At 63.6% G+C, this 18,728-nt stretch carries 16 protein-coding genes; 9 read left to right on the forward strand and 7 right to left on the reverse strand.

Going from position 1 to position 18,728, the window contains the following annotated elements:
* Window positions 1–380: 380 nt before the first annotated feature.
* Window positions 381–1,328: a heme o synthase gene (locus ATK23_RS06380; protein ID WP_052253674.1), complete on the reverse strand. Its 948-nt coding sequence runs from the start codon at window positions 1,326–1,328 to the stop codon at window positions 381–383.
* A gap of 803 nt (window positions 1,329–2,131) precedes the next feature.
* Between ATK23_RS06380 and tkt the strand changes: the two genes are divergently transcribed.
* From tkt to ATK23_RS06425, 9 genes are all read left to right on the forward strand, one after another.
* Window positions 2,132–4,246: a transketolase gene (gene tkt / locus ATK23_RS06385; protein ID WP_038990783.1), complete on the forward strand. Its 2,115-nt coding sequence runs from the start codon at window positions 2,132–2,134 to the stop codon at window positions 4,244–4,246.
* 18 nt (window positions 4,247–4,264) lie between these two features.
* Window positions 4,265–5,368, forward strand: coding sequence for a transaldolase (tal, locus tag ATK23_RS06390; RefSeq protein ID WP_066138735.1), 1,104 nt, complete (start codon window positions 4,265–4,267; stop codon window positions 5,366–5,368).
* On the forward strand, window positions 5,369–6,943 hold the full coding sequence (locus ATK23_RS06395) for a phosphoglucose isomerase-related protein (protein WP_066138738.1): 1,575 nt from the start codon (window positions 5,369–5,371) through the stop codon (window positions 6,941–6,943).
* 7 nt (window positions 6,944–6,950) lie between these two features.
* Window positions 6,951–8,471 carry a glucose-6-phosphate dehydrogenase gene (gene zwf, locus ATK23_RS06400; protein WP_038990780.1) on the forward strand — a complete coding sequence of 507 codons (1,521 nt, stop codon included), beginning with the start codon at window positions 6,951–6,953 and terminating at the stop codon, window positions 8,469–8,471.
* Window positions 8,468–9,409, forward strand: a complete 942-nt coding sequence (locus ATK23_RS06405) for a glucose-6-phosphate dehydrogenase assembly protein OpcA (protein ID WP_038990778.1) — start codon at window positions 8,468–8,470, stop codon at window positions 9,407–9,409. Before zwf ends, ATK23_RS06405 begins: the two co-directional genes overlap by 4 nt.
* Window positions 9,399–10,139 carry a 6-phosphogluconolactonase gene (gene pgl / locus ATK23_RS06410; RefSeq protein WP_066138741.1) on the forward strand — a complete coding sequence of 247 codons (741 nt, stop codon included), beginning with the start codon at window positions 9,399–9,401 and terminating at the stop codon, window positions 10,137–10,139. Before ATK23_RS06405 ends, pgl begins: the two co-directional genes overlap by 11 nt.
* A 93-nt stretch (window positions 10,140–10,232) precedes the next feature.
* Window positions 10,233–11,213 (forward strand): NAD(P)/FAD-dependent oxidoreductase, encoded by a 981-nt coding sequence (locus ATK23_RS06415; protein WP_066138744.1) that lies wholly within the window; start codon window positions 10,233–10,235, stop codon window positions 11,211–11,213.
* 193 nt (window positions 11,214–11,406) lie between these two features.
* Window positions 11,407–12,768 carry a TrkH family potassium uptake protein gene (locus tag ATK23_RS06420; protein ID WP_066138747.1) on the forward strand — a complete coding sequence of 454 codons (1,362 nt, stop codon included), beginning with the start codon at window positions 11,407–11,409 and terminating at the stop codon, window positions 12,766–12,768.
* Complete coding sequence (locus tag ATK23_RS06425; protein WP_052253671.1) at window positions 12,761–13,456, forward strand: potassium channel family protein; 696 nt, start codon at window positions 12,761–12,763, stop codon at window positions 13,454–13,456. Before ATK23_RS06420 ends, ATK23_RS06425 begins: the two co-directional genes overlap by 8 nt.
* A gap of 67 nt (window positions 13,457–13,523) precedes the next feature.
* Here ATK23_RS06425 and secG read toward each other — a convergent pair whose 3' ends face one another.
* From secG to whiA, 6 genes are all read right to left on the reverse strand, one after another.
* Entirely contained in the window at window positions 13,524–13,775 is a 252-nt protein-coding gene (gene secG / locus ATK23_RS06430) for a preprotein translocase subunit SecG (protein ID WP_038990774.1), read from the reverse strand.
* A gap of 22 nt (window positions 13,776–13,797) precedes the next feature.
* The gene (gene tpiA / locus ATK23_RS06435; protein ID WP_066138750.1) at window positions 13,798–14,613 is read right to left on the reverse strand and encodes a triose-phosphate isomerase; all 816 of its coding nucleotides are present in this window, start codon (window positions 14,611–14,613) and stop codon (window positions 13,798–13,800) included.
* A gap of 2 nt (window positions 14,614–14,615) precedes the next feature.
* On the reverse strand, window positions 14,616–15,845 hold the full coding sequence (locus tag ATK23_RS06440; protein WP_066138753.1) for a phosphoglycerate kinase: 1,230 nt from the start codon (window positions 15,843–15,845) through the stop codon (window positions 14,616–14,618).
* 16 nt (window positions 15,846–15,861) lie between these two features.
* The gene (gap, locus tag ATK23_RS06445) at window positions 15,862–16,869 is read right to left on the reverse strand and encodes a type I glyceraldehyde-3-phosphate dehydrogenase (protein ID WP_038990771.1); all 1,008 of its coding nucleotides are present in this window, start codon (window positions 16,867–16,869) and stop codon (window positions 15,862–15,864) included.
* Between the two features lie 183 nt (window positions 16,870–17,052).
* Complete coding sequence (locus ATK23_RS06450) at window positions 17,053–17,682, reverse strand: superoxide dismutase (RefSeq protein ID WP_038990769.1); 630 nt, start codon at window positions 17,680–17,682, stop codon at window positions 17,053–17,055.
* Between the two features lie 61 nt (window positions 17,683–17,743).
* The gene (gene whiA / locus ATK23_RS06455) at window positions 17,744–18,724 is read right to left on the reverse strand and encodes a DNA-binding protein WhiA (protein WP_038990767.1); all 981 of its coding nucleotides are present in this window, start codon (window positions 18,722–18,724) and stop codon (window positions 17,744–17,746) included.
* Between the last annotated feature and the right edge of the window lie 4 nt (window positions 18,725–18,728).

An 18,728-nucleotide genomic window follows, 5' to 3' on the forward strand; every position in this document is an offset into this window, starting at 1 on the left:
ATCCGCTGTTGATCATCGCCGCAAACAGAGAATACGAGCTCCCGCAACGGAGTTACCTTCCAGGAGATCAAAGGTTGCAGCAAGTTCCGTGCCGCATTCATCACTGTCCGTTTTGGAACCGAGCGCATGGAGGTCGGCAGCCCGCCAGTGAATGGAGGGTAATGACTTCTTTGGTGCTGGACAGGCACAACCGGGAGTTGCGTTGCCTAAGCCAGAATTATCAAAGGACCCAGTTTCTGCTCCGGTTGAATGAATGGCCCAGATGCATCCAATGCTCTAGAGACCGGCGTGCATAAGCTAAAGAAAAGCGCCTTGCTTGGAATCCAAACGAATTTGGGTTCCAAGCAAGGCGCTTGTGAAGCTTCGTTGCGGAGTTGAACTCAGCCGAACAGCGGGCTGCCCACGAACGGATCAATGGCCAATGCCAAGAACACGATCGACAAGTAGGTGATGGAGATGTGGAAGACCTTCATGGCCTTGCGGTTGATCTCAGCCGGCTTGTGGTCGTTCTGCGCCTCGCGGTAAAGCACGTGAGACTCGTAGACGAACCACAAACCTGCGCCGCCCGCGATTGCGGTATACACGATGCCGGCGCCACCCAATGGAACCAACAGCATCGAGCAAACGACGGTGGCCCAGGCATAAAGCACGACCTGCACCGAAACGCGGCGGGCGTTGGCGATCGCGCCAAGCATTGGCACCGAAGCCGCGTTGTAGTCATCCGCGTACTTCATGGACAGCGGCCAGTAATGCGGCGGTGTCCAGAGGAAGATCACCAGGAACAGGATGATCGCTGGCCACTCAATTGTGTTGGTCACTGCAGCCCAAGCAATCAGTACAGGCATGCAGCCGGCGATGCCACCCCACACAATATTCTGAGCCGTCCGGCGCTTGAGGATCAAAGTGTAGAACACCACGTAGAGCAGAATGGCCGCCAGGCCCAACGCGGTCGTCAGCGGATTCGTGCCAACCCAGAGAATCACCAAGGAAGCGATTGCCAGGGCCCAAGAGAAGACCAAGGCTTCCTTCGGGGTCAGGTCACCAGTCACCAAAGGGCGCCCCTTGGTACGCTTCATCAACTTGTCCATATCGCGATCGATATAGCAGTTGAATGCTCCGGATGCGCCTGCGGCCATAGCTCCACCAACGAGGGTGGAAATCATCAGCCAGACGGAAGGAAAGCCCCGCTCGGCAAAGATCATGGTCGGAAGGGTGCTCACTAGCAGCAACTCGATAACGCGAGGCTTCGTCAACGCCACATACGCATTGGCCTTGCGCTTCAGAAAGTCGCCGGCAGTTTCATCAGGCTGACGCGATGCGCGTGGCACTGATGCCGCGGCGACACTTTGAGTCTTCAATTAAACGCACTCAGTTCTTCACGGGTACAAGACAGACACATTCATTCTACGCTGGATAGAAATTGATTGAAACTCCCCACGGAGAGGATCACATTCAAAAAGGGTGATGTGGCTCAATTTAAATAGTTGCAATGCCCAAACCGGCTACGTACCAAGCGCCGCACCCGATGGGTGCTCAGATCGATCTCCGGCGTTCTAATCGGCTATCCGGGCCGGTCCTTCACTCAAAACTGCGATTACCTCCAGTTCAGCAGGCGGGGGCCAAGAGCCCCGCCCGTTCACGCACCGGCCACTTGCACAGGCGGCAGCCCTCCGAGGCAGCGGCCACAGGACCTCGGCCTTTAGTAGACGTCAGATATTCTTGGCACCCGCAGCGCCAGGACAAATTCCACAAGCGGTAAGCAACCTGGAAACAAGATTCATTTTTTGTACACCTCCCCAGGGCAACGCGTCAGCAACTCCTGGTACACAGCCATCCGGGACACACCTGCAACGACCTGTGCACCATTGCGCAGAATGACTGAACGCTTGGCTCAGGCCAAGGCATGAAAGGTCACATCGCGTCGCACCCCTGCGCACACCGAATAATTATGTGTCATCTTGCTAAATCCAGCGCCCGAAGGCGCCGTTTCGCGATAGAGTTGACTCAGATTGCGCCGTCGCGACCTGCATTCCTCTAACTTAAGCAATATCGGAGGCATGGGGAGGCGACGGCGTATTGCGTGTCAGCGGGAGGCATCTCCCGTCCAAGCCTGAATGGAAGGAACGCCGCTGTGGCGACTGAATCCTTAGTTGAAGAATTCTCACTGACCGAGTTGGACCGTAAGGCCATCGACACCACCCGTGTCCTGGCAGCCGACGCCGTCGAAAAGGTTGGCAATGGCCACCCCGGTACCGCAATGAGCTTGGCTCCTGCCGCCTACTTGATTTTCCAGAAGCACCTGCGCCACGATCCGAAGGATCCGAACTGGATCGGCCGCGACCGTTTCGTGCTTTCCCCAGGCCACACCTCGCTGACCCTGTACCTGCAGCTGTTCCTCTCCGGCTACGGCTTGGAAATGCAAGACATCGAAGCGCTGCGTACCTGGGGCGCGAAGACCCCTGGCCACCCTGAGTACGGCCACACCGCCGGCGTCGAGATCACCACCGGCCCACTGGGCCAGGGCCTGGCCTCCGCCGTTGGCTTCGCCTACGCCCAGCGCCGCATGCGCGGCCTGCTGGATCCAGCCGCCGAAGCCGGAACCAGCCCCTTCGACCATACTGTCTACGTCATCGCTTCCGATGGCGACCTGCAGGAAGGCGTCACCTCCGAAGCTTCCTCGCTGGCCGGCCACCAGGAACTGGGCAACCTTGTGGTGATCTACGATGACAACAAGATCTCCATCGAGAACGACACCGACATCGCCTTTACCGAGGACGTGCTGGGCCGCTACGAGTCCTACGGCTGGCACACCCAGCGCGTTGACTGGACCGCCACCGGCGAATACGTCGAGGACATGGCCGCACTGGACGCCGCCATCCGCGCCGCCAAGGCCGAGACCTCGCGCCCGTCAATCATCTCGCTGCGCACCATCATCGGCTGGCCATCGCCAACCAAGCAGAACACCGGCGGCATCCACGGCTCGAAGCTGGGTGCCGAGGAAGTTGCCGGTCTGAAGAAGGTGCTGGGCTTCGACCCGGAGAAGAACTTCCAGATCGAGGATGACGTGCTGGCCCACGCCCGCGAAGTCGCAACCCGCGGAGCACAGCTGCACGCCTCGTGGAACGAGACCTTCAACGCCTGGAAATCTGCAAACCCGGAAGAGGCCGCCCTGCTGGAACGCCTGCAGGCTGGCGAGCTGCCAGAAGGCTGGACCGAGAAGCTTCCTACCTTCGAGCCTGGTTCCACCATGGCCACCCGCGCAGCGTCGGGCAAGGTCATCAACGCGATCGCCGATGAGCTGCCAGAACTCTGGGGCGGCTCCGCCGACCTGGCCGGTTCGAACAACACCACCATCGAGACCGCGAAGTCCTTCGCTCCCGAGCGCCGCTCCACCGATTCCTGGTCGGCCAGCCCGTACGGCCGTGTGCTGCACTTCGGCATCCGCGAGCACGCCGCCGCGTCGATCGTCAACGGCATCGTGCTCTCCAGCCCGACCCGCGCGTTCTCCGGCACCTTCCTGATCTTCTCCGACTACCAGCGTCCGGCCATCCGCCTGGCCGCGCTGATGGGCGTCCCGTCGATCTTCGTCTGGACCCACGACTCCATCGGCCTGGGCGAAGACGGCCCGACCCACCAGCCGGTGGAGCAGCTCGCCTCGCTGCGCATCATCCCGAACTTCGACGTTGTCCGCCCGGCGGATGCCAACGAGGTCGCCTACGCCTGGCGCGGAATGCTGGAACTGTCCACCACCCCATCGGGCATCGTGCTCTCGCGCCAGAACCTGCCGATCTACGACCGTTCGGCCACCGGCTTCCGCGGCGCCGAAGGCACGCTGAAGGGCGGCTACATCCTGGCCGAGGCCGTGCGCGACGGCGCCGAGACCACGCCGGATGTCATCCTGCTGGCCACCGGCTCCGAGGTCGAGCTCGCCGTCGAGGCCCGCGAAGCGCTGGCGGCCAAGGACATCGCGGCGCGCGTCGTCTCGCTGCCGTCGCTGGAATGGTTCGCCAAGCAGGATGCCGCCTACCGCGAAGAGGTCCTTCCGGCAGCAATCACCGCCCGCGTTTCGGTGGAGGCCGGGGTGGCCCAGGGCTGGCGCGAACTGGTTGGCGCGCACGGCGAAATCATCTCGCTGGACCACTTCGGCGCGTCCGCCGACTACAAGAAGCTGTACTCGGAATTCGGCATCACCACCGAGGCAGTGATTGCTGCCGCTGAAACCTCCATCAACAACGCTGCCAATTAAGGAACTGAAGTACATATCATGAACAACCCGAATACTCAGGCCCTGTCCGACGCCGGCGTCTCCATCTGGCTGGACGACCTTTCGCGCGAGCGCCTGACCAGCGGCTCCCTGGCCAAGCTGATCGAAGAGAAGAACGTCGTCGGCGTCACCACCAACCCGGCAATCTTCGCCGCGTCGCTGTCCAAGGCAGAGGTGTACGGCGAGGCGATCGCCGAGCAGAAGCACCGCTCCGTCGAGGACGCGATCACGGAAATCACCAGCGACGACGTGGCAGCGGCCTGCGACCTGTTCAAGGGCATCTACGAGTCCTCCAACGGCTTCGACGGCCGCGTGTCCATCGAGGTGGACCCCCGCCTGGCGCACGAGACCGCACCGACCATCGCCCAGGCGAAGGCCTTGTACGAGCGCGTGAACCGCGAAAACGTGCTGATCAAGATCCCTGCCACCATCGAAGGCCTGGAAGCCATCACCGAAACCATTGCCGCCGGCATTTCGGTGAACGTGACCCTGATCTTCTCGCTGGAACGCTACCGCGAGGTCATCAACGCCTACCTGCTGGGTCTGGAGAAGGCCCATGCCGCCGGTCTGGACCTGTCCAAGATCCACTCGGTCGCGTCCTTCTTCGTCTCCCGCGTGGATACCGAGATCGACAAGCGCCTGGATGCCATCGGCACCGACGCGGCAGCGGCAGTGCGCGGGCAGGCCGGCGTGGCCAACGCCCGCCTGGCCTACCAGGTCTTCGAGGAGTCCTTCGCTTCGGCCCGCTACGAGGTGCTTAGCGCCGCCGGCGCCAACGTCCAGCGTCCGCTGTGGGCTTCGACCGGCGTGAAGGATCCTGCCTACCCATCGACCCTGTACGTGACCGAACTGGTCGCCCCGCAGACGGTGAACACCATGCCGGAGAAGACCCTGGACGCCACCGCGGCCGAAGCCGAGATCCGCGGCAACGCAATCGCCGGCGGCTACGATGCCGCCAACCGCGTGCTGGACAAGCTCGCCACCCTGGGCATCGACTACAACGAGGTCGTGAACCTGCTTGAGGTCGAGGGCGTGCAGAAGTTCGACGTCGCTTGGAACGAGCTGCTCGAAGACATGGCTGTCGCCCTGAAGGGAGCCAAATAGATGGAACTTGGCCTGGTAACTTCCGGACAGGCTCTGGCCTCCGTCGATGCGCTGCTGCCGCAGCTGATCGACGCGAAAATCGGCAGCCGCATTGCCGCGCAGGATCCCACCATCTGGGGTCCGGCGGCCGAGGCCGAATCCTCCATCCGCCTGGGCTGGGTCAACCCCTTCGAGGCGGCCGGCAAGCTGATCCCGCAGATCCTGGATCTGCGCGACGAGCTGCAGGAGGAGGGACTGACCCGCATCGTGCTGTGCGGCATGGGCGGATCCTCGCTGGCCCCTGAGGTCATCACCGCGCACGACGAGGTGGACCTGGTCATCTGCGACACCACCGATCCGTCGATGGTCAAGGGCATCGTGGAAACCGATCTGGAGCACACCGTCGTGGTGGTCGCCTCCAAGTCCGGCTCCACGGTGGAGACCGATTCGCAGCGCCGTGCGTTCACCGCAGCCTTCGAGGCGGCCGGCATCGACCCGGCCACCCGCCTGGTGCTGGTGACCGACCCGGGTTCGCCGATGGACAACCCGGAAGGGGTGCGCGCGGTCTTCAACGCCGACCCGAATGTGGGCGGCCGCTACTCGGCGCTGACCGCCTTCGGCCTGGTGCCCTCGGGCCTGGCCGGCGCCGACATCGAAGCGCTGGTGGAAGAATCAGGACTGATCAACGACGTGCTGGCGATGGACGACGAGGACAACCTCGCGCTGCATCTGGGGGCGGCCATGGCCACCGCCGGCCGCGACAAGCTGCTCATCGCCTGCGTGGGCGATGCCCTGCCGGGCTTCGGCGACTGGGCCGAGCAGCTGATCGCCGAATCCACCGGCAAGGACGGCAAGGGCGTGCTGCCGGTTGCCGCGCATGTGGATGCGCCCGAGCTGCAGAACCCTGCGCAGGATGTGCTGCCGCTGTTCATCTACGAGCAGCTGCCGGAGGAAATCGACGAGGACTCCACCGCGGTGCACTTCAGCGCGCCGCTGGGCACCGCGTTCATGATCTTCGAGTACGCCACCGCCGTGGCCGGCTACCTGCTGGGCATCAGCCCGTTCGACCAGCCGGATGTCGAGGCCGCGAAGGTGGCCGCGCGTTCCATGCTCGAAGCGCCGGCGCAGAGCGCACCGGATGCCGTGGACGGCCCGGTCGAGCTCTACGGCACCGAGGCCGCGAACCTGGAAGCAGCCCTGGATGCGCTCACCGCGCAGCTGCCGGACAATGGCTACCTCGCCATCCAGGCCTACCTGGATCGCACCGCCGACCAGCAGCTCGAAGCGCTGCGCGATGCTCTGGCTGAGAAGACCGGCCGTCCGGTCACCTTCGGATGGGGCCCGCGCTTCTTGCACTCCACCGGCCAGTACCACAAGGGCGGCCCGGCACAGGGCGTGTTCCTGCAGGTCACCGCGGATCACCAGGAAGACCTTGAGATCCCTGGCCGTCCGTACACCTTCGGCGGGCTGATCACCGCCCAGGCGATCGGCGACGGCGCGGTGCTGGCCGACGCCGAGCACAACCGTCCGGTGCTGCGCGTGAACCTCACGGACCGCGCGGCGGGAATCGCCGCCCTGCTAGAGGCAGCGAAGTAAGGCACGAATGAGCAATCCACTACGCGACGCCCGCGACCGGCGGCTTAACCGCATTGCCGGTCCGGGCGCGCTGGTGTTCTTCGGAATCACCGGCGACCTTGCCCGCAAGAAGCTCATGCCAGCGGTCTACGACCTGGCCAACCGCGGCCTGCTGCCCCCGAACTTCGCGATCGTCGGCTTCGGCCGCCGCGACTGGACGGCGCAGGACTTCGCCGACCAGGCCCGCGAATGGATCCTGGCCAGCGCCCGCACCCCCTTCAACGAAACTGTCTTCGCCCAGCTGGCGGCCGGCATGCGATTCATCTCCGGCGCCTTCGACGATGACGGCGCGTACGAGCAGCTTGCCGCCACCCTGGACGAGCTGGCCGAATCGCGCTCCACCGGCCGCAACCACGCCTTCTACCTCTCGATCCCGCCAAGCTGGTTCGAGGTCGTCTGCCAGAAGCTCTCGGAGCACAAGCTGGCCCAGGACAAGAACCCCGGCTGGGAACGCGTGGTCATCGAGAAGCCCTTCGGCCACGACCTGGCCAGCGCGCGCGAGCTGAACTCCATCGTCGAGTCGGTGTTCCCGCCGGATGCGGTGTTCCGCATCGACCACTACCTGGGCAAGGAAACGGTGCAGAACCTGCTGGCGCTGCGCTTCGGCAACCAGATGTTCGAGCCGCTGTGGAACAACAAGTACGTGGACCACGTGCAGATCACCATGGCCGAGGACATCGGCATCGGCGGCCGGGCCAGCTACTACGACGGTGTGGGCGCCGCCCGCGACGTCATCCAGAACCACCTGCTCCAGCTGCTGGCGCTGACTGCCATGGAGGAGCCCATCTCCTTCGACGCCGACCACCTGCGCAGCGAGAAGGAAAAGGTGCTCACCGCGGTGAAGCTGCCCGAGGACCTGGGGGCGGCCAGCGCCCGCGGCCAGTACACCTCCGGCTGGCAGGGCGCCGAAGAGGTCGTCGGCTTCCTCGACGAGGAGGGCTTCAACCCGAAGTCCAAGACCGAGACCTATGCCGCGGTCAAGCTGGAGATCAACACCCGCCGCTGGTCCGGCGTACCGTTCTACCTGCGTGCCGGCAAGCGCCTGGGCCGGCGCGTCACCGAGATCGCGGTGGTGTTCAAGAAGGCCCCGAACCTGTTGTTCACCGACCATGAGGACGACGAGTTCGGCCAGAACGCCTTCGTGATCCGCGTGCAGCCCGATGAGGGCGCGACCATCCGCTTCTCCTCCAAGGTGCCCGGCACCCAGATGGAGATCCGCGACGTGACCATGGACTTCGGCTACGGCAACGCCTTCACCGAGTCCTCCCCCGAAGCCTATGAACGGCTGATCCTCGACGTGCTGCTCGGCGAACCGCCGTTGTTCCCGCGTCACGAGGAAGTCGAGCAGTCCTGGCGCATCCTGGATCCTTTCGAGGAGTACTGGGCCTCGCTGCCCACCCAGCCGGATCCCTACGCTCCGGGCTCCTGGGGACCTGAAAGCAGCGACGAGCTGATGGCCAAGGATGGAAGGACGTGGCGACGACCATGATGATCGATCTTCCCAACACCACCACCTCCAAGGTGGCCAAGAAGCTGATCTCCTCGCGCCGCACCCACGGCGTGGTGGCGCTGTCCCGCGTGCTGACCCTGGTGGTCATCACCCGCGAGGGCTTCGCCGAGAACGCGATCGAGGCGGCCAACCTGGCCAGCCGCGAGCACCCCTGCCGGATCATCGTGGTGGTGCGCGGCAACAAGTCCGAGGCCAACCGCCTGGACGTGCAGATCCGCGTGGGCGGGGACGCCGGCGCCTCCGAAGTGATCGTGATGCGCACCTACGGCCCGGATGTCGTGGCCGACGAGGCGCTGATCTCCGCGCTGCTGCTGCCCGATGCACCAATCGTGGCCTGGTGGCCGCATGGGGTGCCGCAGGATCCAGCCGGCACCGCGCTAGGCAGGCTGGCGCACCGCCGCATCACGGATTCGGCGGAGACCGAAGACCCGACCGCCGCGCTGTTCAGCCGCATTGCCACCTACCGGGCCGGAGACACCGACCTGGCTTGGACCCGGCTGACCCTGTGGCGTGCCCAGCTGGCGAGCATCATCGACTTGATCGGCACCGACGGGCTGACCGCCATCACCGTGAAGGGCTCGGACAATTCGCCGTCCACCACCCTGCTGGCGGCCTGGCTGACCCTGTGCCTGGACGTCCCGGTGACCATCGCCGCGGACAAGTCCAACGGCGGGCTCTCCAGCGTCCGGCTCGCCCGCGAAGCCGGCGACGTGGAGCTCTCGCGCCCCTCCGGCGCGGTTGCCCACCTGTACCTGCCCGGCAGCGCGCCGCAGCGCATCTCGCTGCCGCGGCGTTCGGTGGCAGAATGCCTGGCCGAGGAGATGCGCCGCCTGGACGCCGACGACGTCTTCGGCGAGGTCATCACGAAGGGCCTGGCCCTGACCAACCTGAGGAGCATCAGATCCAGTGATCGCTAGGCAGATTCTCATCCACGAGGATGCACAGGCTACCGCCCACGCCATCGCCGCCCGGCTGATCACCACGATCGCCGATGCGCTGGCGGCCCGCGGTGTCGCCCATGTGGTGGTCACCGGCGGTTCGCTGGGCATCGCCGCCTTGGAAGCCGTCGCGGCCAACCCCGCCAAGACCTCGGTCAATTGGTCGCAGGTGCACTTCTGGTGGGGCGACGAGCGTTTCGTCGCCTCCGATTCGGCTGACCGCAATGTGCGCCAAGCGGCCGCCCTGTTCGACGCGCTCGACGACCTGGGGCTGGACCGCGCCACCGTGCACGCGATGGGCGCCAGCGACCAGTACGGGACAGCAGAGCAGGCCGCCGCAGCCTACGCCCGCCAGCTGGCCGAGGAAGCCGAAGAAGGCGCGCTGAATCCGGCCTTCGATGTGCTGATGCTCGGCATGGGCCCGGACTCGCATGTCGCCTCGCTCTTCCCCAACCACACCCGGTCGGATGAGCCAGGAGTCATCGCAGTCCACGACTCCCCCAAGCCGCCGGCGGACCGCGTCACGCTCACCATGGGCACGATCAACACCGCCAAGGAGGTATGGCTGCTCGTGGCCGGCGCCGAGAAGGCCCCGGCACTGGCCGCCGCGCAGCACGAGGTCAACGAGGTTGCCGTCCCTGCTTCGGCCGTGCACGGCACTGAAGCTACCCGCTGGATCATCGACCGCGCCGCGGCCACCTTGCTCTAGCCAACACCTCATCGCCGGTGCCGCGATCCTGCCAATGGCGGGCTCGCGGCACCGGACTTCGCTTTTCCAGCACCACCTGCCCGAGAGGATTCCATGCTTTCCGCACCGTTGCCCGAAGCAGCGCAGCCCCGCAAGGTCACCGTGATCGGTGCCGGGGTCATCGGCCTGTCCACCGCCCACGAGCTGGCCGCCGCCGGCCACCAGGTCACCGCGATCGCCGACCAGCAGCCGCAGCAGACGGTGTCCGCGGTGGCCGCCGCCATCTGGTTCCCCTACCACTCGGAGAACTCCGAAGCTGCCGACCTGCTGCTCGCCCGTTCCCTGGCACGCTTCGAGCAGCTGTCGGGCATCGCGGAAACCGGCATCGATCTGCGTTACGGGCTGAACTTGGAGGGCTCGGCGGACGAAGACCGCTCCTGGGCGAAGATCGTCACCAACGCCGCCGAAGCCCCGGCAGAAGCCATCCCGCCGATTGCGGCCGCCGGAATGCATGCCACGGTGCCGGTGATCACCATGCCCACCTACCTGTCCTGGCTGCAAGCACAGACCGCGGCCTTGGGCGTGCAGTTCATCTGGCGCACGGTCCGCTCCTTCGACGAGCTGAAGGACGATGCCGACACCGTCGTGCTGGCAGCCGGCCTGCGCGGCGGCGAGCTCACCGGGGACGACCAGAGCGTCTACCCCATCCGCGGCCAGGTGATCCGCCTGGCCAACACCGCAGGACTGTCCGACTGGCTCTGCTATGACGAGCATCCGCAAGGCGTCAGCTACATCATTCCGCGCCGCGATGACATCATCGTTGGCGGTACCGACGTGGACCACGATTTCAACCTCGAAGCCGACCCGCAGACCGCCACCGAGATGCTCAGCCGTGCGATCGGCCTCGTCCCGGAACTGGAAGGCTGCGAGATCCTGGAGCACAAGGTGGGGCTGCGCCCGGCACGCGAGACGATCCGCCTGGAGCGCATCGAGGGGCATGCGGTGCCCGTCATTGCCGCCTACGGCCATGGAGGCGCCGGCGTGACCCTGTCCTGGGGCACCGCGCAGCGCGTCGTGGAACTGCTCGGCAGCTAGCGATGCCCTCGGCTTGCCGGCAGCCGCGCAGATACTGCGCGGCCGCCGGTTCAAGCTCTCCCGTGGCGGCCTGGCCGGCACCGCCATCGGTGACGGGAATCACCATTGACACCCGTTTTTCCGGGGGTAGTATTTCCTTCGTACTCCTCGTCCCACGGTTTCGCGAGACGTTATTCCTACGATTGCGATCTCCATGAATTTTCCCGCGCCCCGGCCGGCCGCGCAGCACAGCGTGCTGGCCAAACCGGCACGCGCAGTAGCATTTGCCTTCGCCGGTGCGATTCTCGTTGGCGGATTGCTCCTGTCCTCCCCGGCAGCCAATACCCAAGGCGTCTTCACATCCTTGGTCGACGGGATCTTCACTGCCACGTCAGCGGTGTGCGTGACCGGCCTGACTGTCTTGGACACCGCAACCCACTACACCCTCTTCGGCAAGCTCGTCATCCTCATCCTGATCCAGGCCGGCGGCCTGGGCCTGATGCTGATTGCCTCGCTGCTGAGCATGCTGGTCATCGGCCGCATTGGCTACCTCACCCGGCTATCCACCCAACGCGAAAGCTCCGCGGTATCGGGCGAAGATGTGCGCACCGCCGCATTGATGATCATCAAGCTGTCGCTGGCCATCGAATCCGTCGTGGCGGCCATCTTAGCCATCCGCTTCGGGCTGGCCTACGGCGACGATCCAGCCGGTGCGATCTGGCATGGCGCATTCCATGCAGTCTCGGCCTTTAATAACGCGGGCTTCGCCCTGTATTCGAATAACCTGATGGACTTCGTCGCTGACCCGTGGCTCTGCATCCCTATCAGCCTCGCCATCATCCTTGGCGGCCTGGGCTTCCCGGTCCTGGTCCAGCTGAGGCAGCACTGGCGGAACACGCTGAAATGGAGCATGAACACCCGTCTGGTTCTTCTGATGACCGCATTGCTGCTGGTTGGCGGCACCATCTTCATCACCGCTATGGAATGGACCAATCCGAAGACTCTCGGCGAGCTCGAACCTGCGCAGCGGATCCTGGCCGGATTCTTCCAATCTGTGCAAACGCGCACCGCAGGCTTCAACTCCATCGACATCGGCGCGATGCATCCAGCCTCATGGCTGGGCATGGATGTGCTGATGTTCATCGGCGGCGGACCGGCCGGCACCGCCGGCGGCATCAAGATCACCACGGCCGCGATCCTGCTGTTCATCATCTTGACCGAGCTGCGCGGCGAGACCGCAGTCAACGTCCTGGGCAAGCGGCTCTCCCGCTCGGTGCACCGCCAAGCCATCACGGTGGCGCTGCTGGGCGTCGCGGCGGTGTTCGCCGGCACGATGGGCCTGCTGCTGCTCACCAACTATTCCCTGGACCGCTGTCTCTTCGAAGCCACCTCGGCCTTCGGCACCGTCGGGCTGTCCACGGGCATTACCCCGGACTTGCCGGATCCCGCCAAAGGCATTCTCATCGCGTTGATGTACCTCGGCCGCGTCGGTGTCCTCTCGCTGGGTTCCGCGCTTGCCCTGCGCGATCGAAAAGCGCTCTATGAACTCCCCAAGGAAAGGCCTTCAATTGGCTAAGCTACTGAATTTTCGCAATGATGCCAAGGGACTGCCCAAAGCTCACTCCGTGGCGGTGATCGGGCTCGGGCGCTTCGGAGAATCCCTTGCCCTGGAACTGATGAAGTCGGGCACCCAAGTTCTGGGCATCGACGTGCACGAGAACAACGTCCAGTCGCTGAATGGCGAATTGACCCAGGTGGTCCGTGCCGACGCATCAAGCCGCGAAGTCCTGGAACAGCTATCGATCCACGAATTCGATCGTGTGGTGGTGGCCGTGGGCAGCCACCTGCAGTCATCCATCCTGTGCTGCTCGCTCTTGGTCAGCATGGGGATCCCGCAGATCTGGGCCAAGGCGCAAGATGATCGGCATGGACTGATCCTGGAGCAGCTGGGGGTCCATCACATCGTCTACCCGGAGAAGGACATGGGCAAGCGTGTTGCCCACCTGGTGCGCGGATCCATGATGGACTACCTGGAGGTCGATCCAGGCTATGCCATGGTCAAAATGAGCGCGCCAGCCACGTTGCATGGGGTGAAGCTCAGCGATGCGGCGGTGCGCAACAAGTACCGGGTGACCATCGCGGCCACGACCAATGCTGCCGGGGAATGGCAGAACACGGACGGCAACACCGTCCTTAGCACCGGAGACAAGATTCTCGTGCTCGGCTCGATTGCCGATACGGAGAAATTCGGGCAACTGGCCTGATGACGCGCAAGAGGCGCCCTCCACGTGATGTGGAAGGCGCCTCTTGGCTGCTGCGGAAGGGTGCCGCCTAGGCTTCGACGCTGAATCGAAGCACCAGGGCAAGGCCGATGATCACGGCACCCCAGATCAGACCGAGAACGATGGTGATCCGGTTCAGGTTGCGCTCGGCAACACCTGAAGATCCCATGGAGCTGGTCATGCCGCCGCCGAACATGTCGGACATACCGCCACCACGCCCCTTGTGCAAAAGGATCAAAAGGGTGAGCAGGACGCTTGTGATGCCCAGCAATACCTGCAGAATGATCTTGATAATATCCAAGTCGACGGTTCCTTAGCTAGATTCAGTCGGTGACGAGATGATGCTCGAACCTGACAATATTAGCAAATTCCTCGGCATCCAGGCTGGCACCGCCAACCAACACGCCATCGACATCGCGTTCGCGCATGATCGATGCGGCATTTGCTGCCTTAACACTACCGCCATAGAGCAGTTGCGTCTTCTCGGCAATCTCCGCTCCGAAGCGCTCGGCCAGCGCACCGCGAATCGCGGCGCACATTTCCTGCGCGTCGGCCGGTCCCGCAACTTCACCGGTACCGATGGCCCACACCGGCTCGTAGGCGATGACCAGGTTTGCGGCCTGCTCAGCGGTAACGCCTTCCAGCGACTGCGCCAACTGTTCCAAGGTGAAAGCCACGTGCTCGCCGGCCTTGCGCACTTCCAGGCCTTCGCCGACGCAGAGCATCGGGGTCAGCTCGTGGCGGTACGCGGCAGCCAGCTTGGCGGCGATCACTTGGTTGGTCTCGTTGTGGTACTCGCGACGCTCGGAGTGGCCTACCAAAACGTAGGTGCAACCGAGCTTCTTGAGGAACTGGCCCGAGATTTCACCGGTGTACGCGCCTGAATCCTGCGCCGACAGATCCTGGGCACCGTAGACGATGTCCAGCTTGTCGCCCAGGGTCAGTGTCTGCACGCCGCGGATGTCGGTGAACGGAGGGAACACAGCGACCTCGGCACGATCGTAATCGTGTTCGTGGTCCTTCAGGGTCCACGCCAGCTTCTGCACCAGGGTGATCCCCTGTACGTGGTCCATGTTCATCTTCCAGTTGCCGGCAATCAGCGGCTGGCGTACAAAAGCGCCGTTCTGCGAAATGGTCATTCTTAGCCTTCCAATGCGGCAACACCCGGCAGGGTCTTGCCTTCGAGGTACTCCAGCGAAGCACCGCCACCGGTGGAGATATGGCCGAAGTCATCCTCCGAGAAACCCAGCGCGCGGACAGCCGCGGCCGAATCGCCACCGCCTACTACGCTGAACGCTTCCGAGTCCGCCAGAGCCTGCGCGACGGTACGGGTACCTTCAGCGAAAGCAGGAATCTCGAAGACGCCCATTGGGCCGTTCCAGAACACGGTGTTGGCGCTGGTGATGTAGCTTGCGAACAGTTCAGCGGACTTCGGACCGATGTCCAGACCAAGGCCGTTGGAGCCGAAGCTGGCTTCCTCGATCTTGTCTGCCGCCAGCACCTCATGCTCAGCATCGGCACCGAACTTGCTTGCCACAACGACATCGCTAGGCACGATGATGTCGCAGCCGAGCTTCTCGGCCCGCTTCAGGTACTCCTGGCAGGTGGCGATCTGGTCTTCTTCAAGCAGCGAGCCGCCAATGGCGTGGCCCTGCGCCTTGAGGAAGGTGAACGCCATGCCACCGCCGATCAGCAGCTGATCAGCCTTGCCCAGCAGGTTGTCGATGACAGCGAGCTTGTCCGAGACCTTGGACCCGCCAAGCACCACCACGTAGGGGCGCTTCGGCGCCTCGGTCAGGGTCTTGAGGACCTTGACCTCGGTAGCCACCAGGTCGCCCTGGTAGCTCGGCAGCAGGCTGGCAATGTCGTAGACCGAAGCGTGCTTGCGGTGCACGGCGCCGAAAGCGTCGTTCACGTAGGCGCCGTTCTCGCCGGTCAGCGCAGCCAGCTCCTTGGCGAACTCTGCGCGTTGCGCATCGTCCTTGGACGTTTCACGGGCATCGAAGCGGACGTTCTCCAGAACCAGAACCGAGCCTTCTTCGAGGTTTGCCGCAGCCTGGCGGGCAGAGTCGCCCACCACGTCTTCGGCGACAATTACGTCGAAGTCAGCCAGTTCGTTCAGGCGGTTCGCTGCTGGAGCGATGGAGTACTTGGCATCGACCTGGCCCTTGGGGCGTCCCAGGTGGGCCATCACGATGACCTTTGCGCCGGCCTCGGCCAGCTTGCTGATGACTGGCAGCGACGCGCGGACGCGGCCATCATCGGTCACAGTTGCACCGTCGAGCGGCACGTTCAGGTCACTGCGGACCAGAACGTACCGTCCGCGGACGCCGTTGTCAGCGATCAATTCGTCAATGGTGTGAGAAGACATGTCTCTAGGTTATCGACTAGAGGCTGGATCCCACGAATTCAACGAGATCGACGAGCCGAGATGAGTAACCCCACTCGTTGTCGTACCACGCGACGACCTTGACACTGTTGCCCATTACGGTGGTCAGGCCGGAGTCGAAAATTGCCGAGTGGGAATTGGTCACGATGTCCGAGGAAACCAGCGGATCGGTTGAGTACTCAAGGTATTCGCTCAATGCGCCTTCGGCGGCAGCCTTCTCGAAGGCCGCGTTGATTTCTTCCACAGTTGCGGTGCGGGCCAGGTTCACGGTCAGGTCGGTGGCCGAGCCGGTGGGAACTGGTACGCGCATAGCGTAACCGTGCAGCTTGCCCTTCAGTTCTGGGAGCACCACGCCGATGGCCTTGGCGGCACCGGTGGAGGTAGGGATGACGTTCAGCGCTGCGGCGCGGGCACGGCGCGGATCGCTGTGCGGCGCGTCCTGCAGGCGCTGATCGGCGGTGTAGGCGTGGATGGTGGTCATCAGGCCGTCAACAATGCCGAATTCGTCGTTCAGCACCTTGGCCACTGGAGCCAGGCAGTTGGTGGTGCAGGATGCGTTCGAGATGATGGCGTGGTTTGCAGGATCGTACTTGTCCTGGTTGACGCCCATCACGATGGTGATGTCTTCATTCTTGGCTGGAGCCGAGATGATGACCTTCTTCGCGCCAGCAGCTACGTGCTTCTTGGCGTCTTCTGCGTTGGTGAAGAATCCGGTCGACTCAATTACGACATCAACCTTCAATTCGCCCCAGGGCAGGTTGGCTGGCTCGCGCTCGGACAGAACCTTGATGCGGCGTTCTCCCACGACGATGGTATCGCCGTCTACGGATACCGGCTCGCCCACTGGGCCGAGCACGGAATCGAACTTCACCAGGTGAGCAAGCGAATCGATTGAACCAAGGTCATTGACGGCGACGATTTCAATGTCTGCCTTATGGGCCAGTACTGCACGCAGGAAGTTGCGTCCGATGCGACCGAAACCATTGATTCCAACACGAGTTGTCACGTGACTATCTCCTCTAAATGGGATGACGATGCCACGACCGCGCACTAGCGGAGGTGGCCTTCTTTAAGAGGACACTCCGTTGTGCCGTGCTTGCGGATCCCAGCCGGAGCTGGGATCCGCAACACACTAGAAACATACTACGCTATATCAGCGGAGAATGTGAGCTAACTTACCAGATAAGTATTACTTGCCCGGTACGATCAGCGATGCTGCACCGTTGCGTGCGGCTTCGAAACGCGCCTGGACATCTGCCCAGTTCACGATGTTCCAGAAGGCCTTGACGTAGTCTGCCTTGACGTTGACGTAGTCCAGGTAGAATGCGTGCTCCCACATGTCCAGCATCAGCAGCGGGGTGGTTGCCACTGGGATGTTGCCCTGCTGATCGTACAGCTGCTCGATGACCAGCTGGCCGCCTAGTGCGTCGTAGGCCAGGACTGCCCAGCCCGAGCCCTGCAGGCTCATGGCAGCAGCAGTGAAGTGGCCGCGGAATGCGTCGAACGAACCGAAGAAGTCATCAATGGCAGCTGCCAGCTCGCCCTCAGGCTTGTCGCCGCCTTCTGGGGACAGGTTGTTCCAGAAGATCGAGTGGTTGGTGTGGCCGCCCAGGTGGAAAGCCAAGTCCTTGGACAGCTTCGGGATGTTGCCGAATTCGCCCTTTTCGCGAGCTTCAGCCAACTGCTCCAGTGCCGAGTTTGCGCCTGCAACGTAGGTTGCGTGGTGCTTGGAGTGGTGCAGTTCCATGATGCGAGCCGAGATGTTCGGCTCCAGTGCAGCGTAGTCGTACTGCAGTTCTGGCAGTGAATAAACAGCCATGATTCTCCTCAATCTTCTCAATTGGTTGAATCTCCACGGGAGGGCTCCCGCGGGGACATTTTTAGTGTTCCAGTTCTTCTCCTGGAACGCTGGACTCCGTACCGGGTATTCCCAGATCGCTCGCCTTTTTATCCGCCATAGCCAAGAGGCGGCGAATTCGGCCAGCGATGGCGTCCTTGGTCATTGGCGGTTCGGCCATCCGGCCGAGCTCATCCAAGGAGGCTTGCTTGTGCTCCAGGCGCAGCAGCCCCGCATAGCGCAGGTGCTCTGGAACCTCGTCGCCCAAGATTCCCAACGCACGCTCGACGCGCGCCCCGGCAGCGACCGCCGCCTGGGCACTGCGCCGCAGGTTGGCGTCGTCGAAGTTCGCCAAGCGGTTGGCGGTGGCGCGCACTTCCTTGCGCATGCGGCGTTCTTCCCAAACCATCAGCGCATCGTGGGCGCCCATGCGGGTGAGCAGCTGGGCGATGGCATCGCCATCACGGATCACTACACGGTCAACGCCGCGCACCTCGCGGGCCTTGACCGTTAGACCCAGGCGGCGAGCCGCACCGACCAGGGCCAATGCTGCTTCCGGTCCAGGGCAGGTAATTTCCAATGCGGAACTGCGTCCTGGTTCGGTCAGCGAACCATGGGACAGGAATGCGCCTCGCCATACCGCTTCGGCGTCGGCGGTGGAACCGTTGACGATGACCGAGGGCAGGCCGCGTACCGGCCGGCCGCGCTGATCAAGCAGGCCAGTCTGGCGGGCCAGCACTTCTCCATCCTTGGACACGCGCACGATGTAGCGGCTCCCCTTGCGGATGCCAGAACCGGAAACCATTACGATCTCGGCATCGTGCCCGTACAGCTCGCCAATAGCGATCTTCAACCGCCGGGCGGTCGCTGCCAGATCCACTTCTGCTTCGATGACAATTCGCCCGGAGACAATATGCAGTCCGCCGCTGAAGCGCAGCATGGTCGAAACCTCGGCCTTGCGAACCGACGGCTTGCGAATCTCTACCCGCGACAGCTCGTCTTTGACGGAAGCCGTCAATGCCATGAAT

The organism is Glutamicibacter nicotianae, from assembly GCF_002797775.1.
GTDB classification, from domain to species: Bacteria; Actinomycetota; Actinomycetes; order Actinomycetales; family Micrococcaceae; genus Glutamicibacter; species Glutamicibacter nicotianae.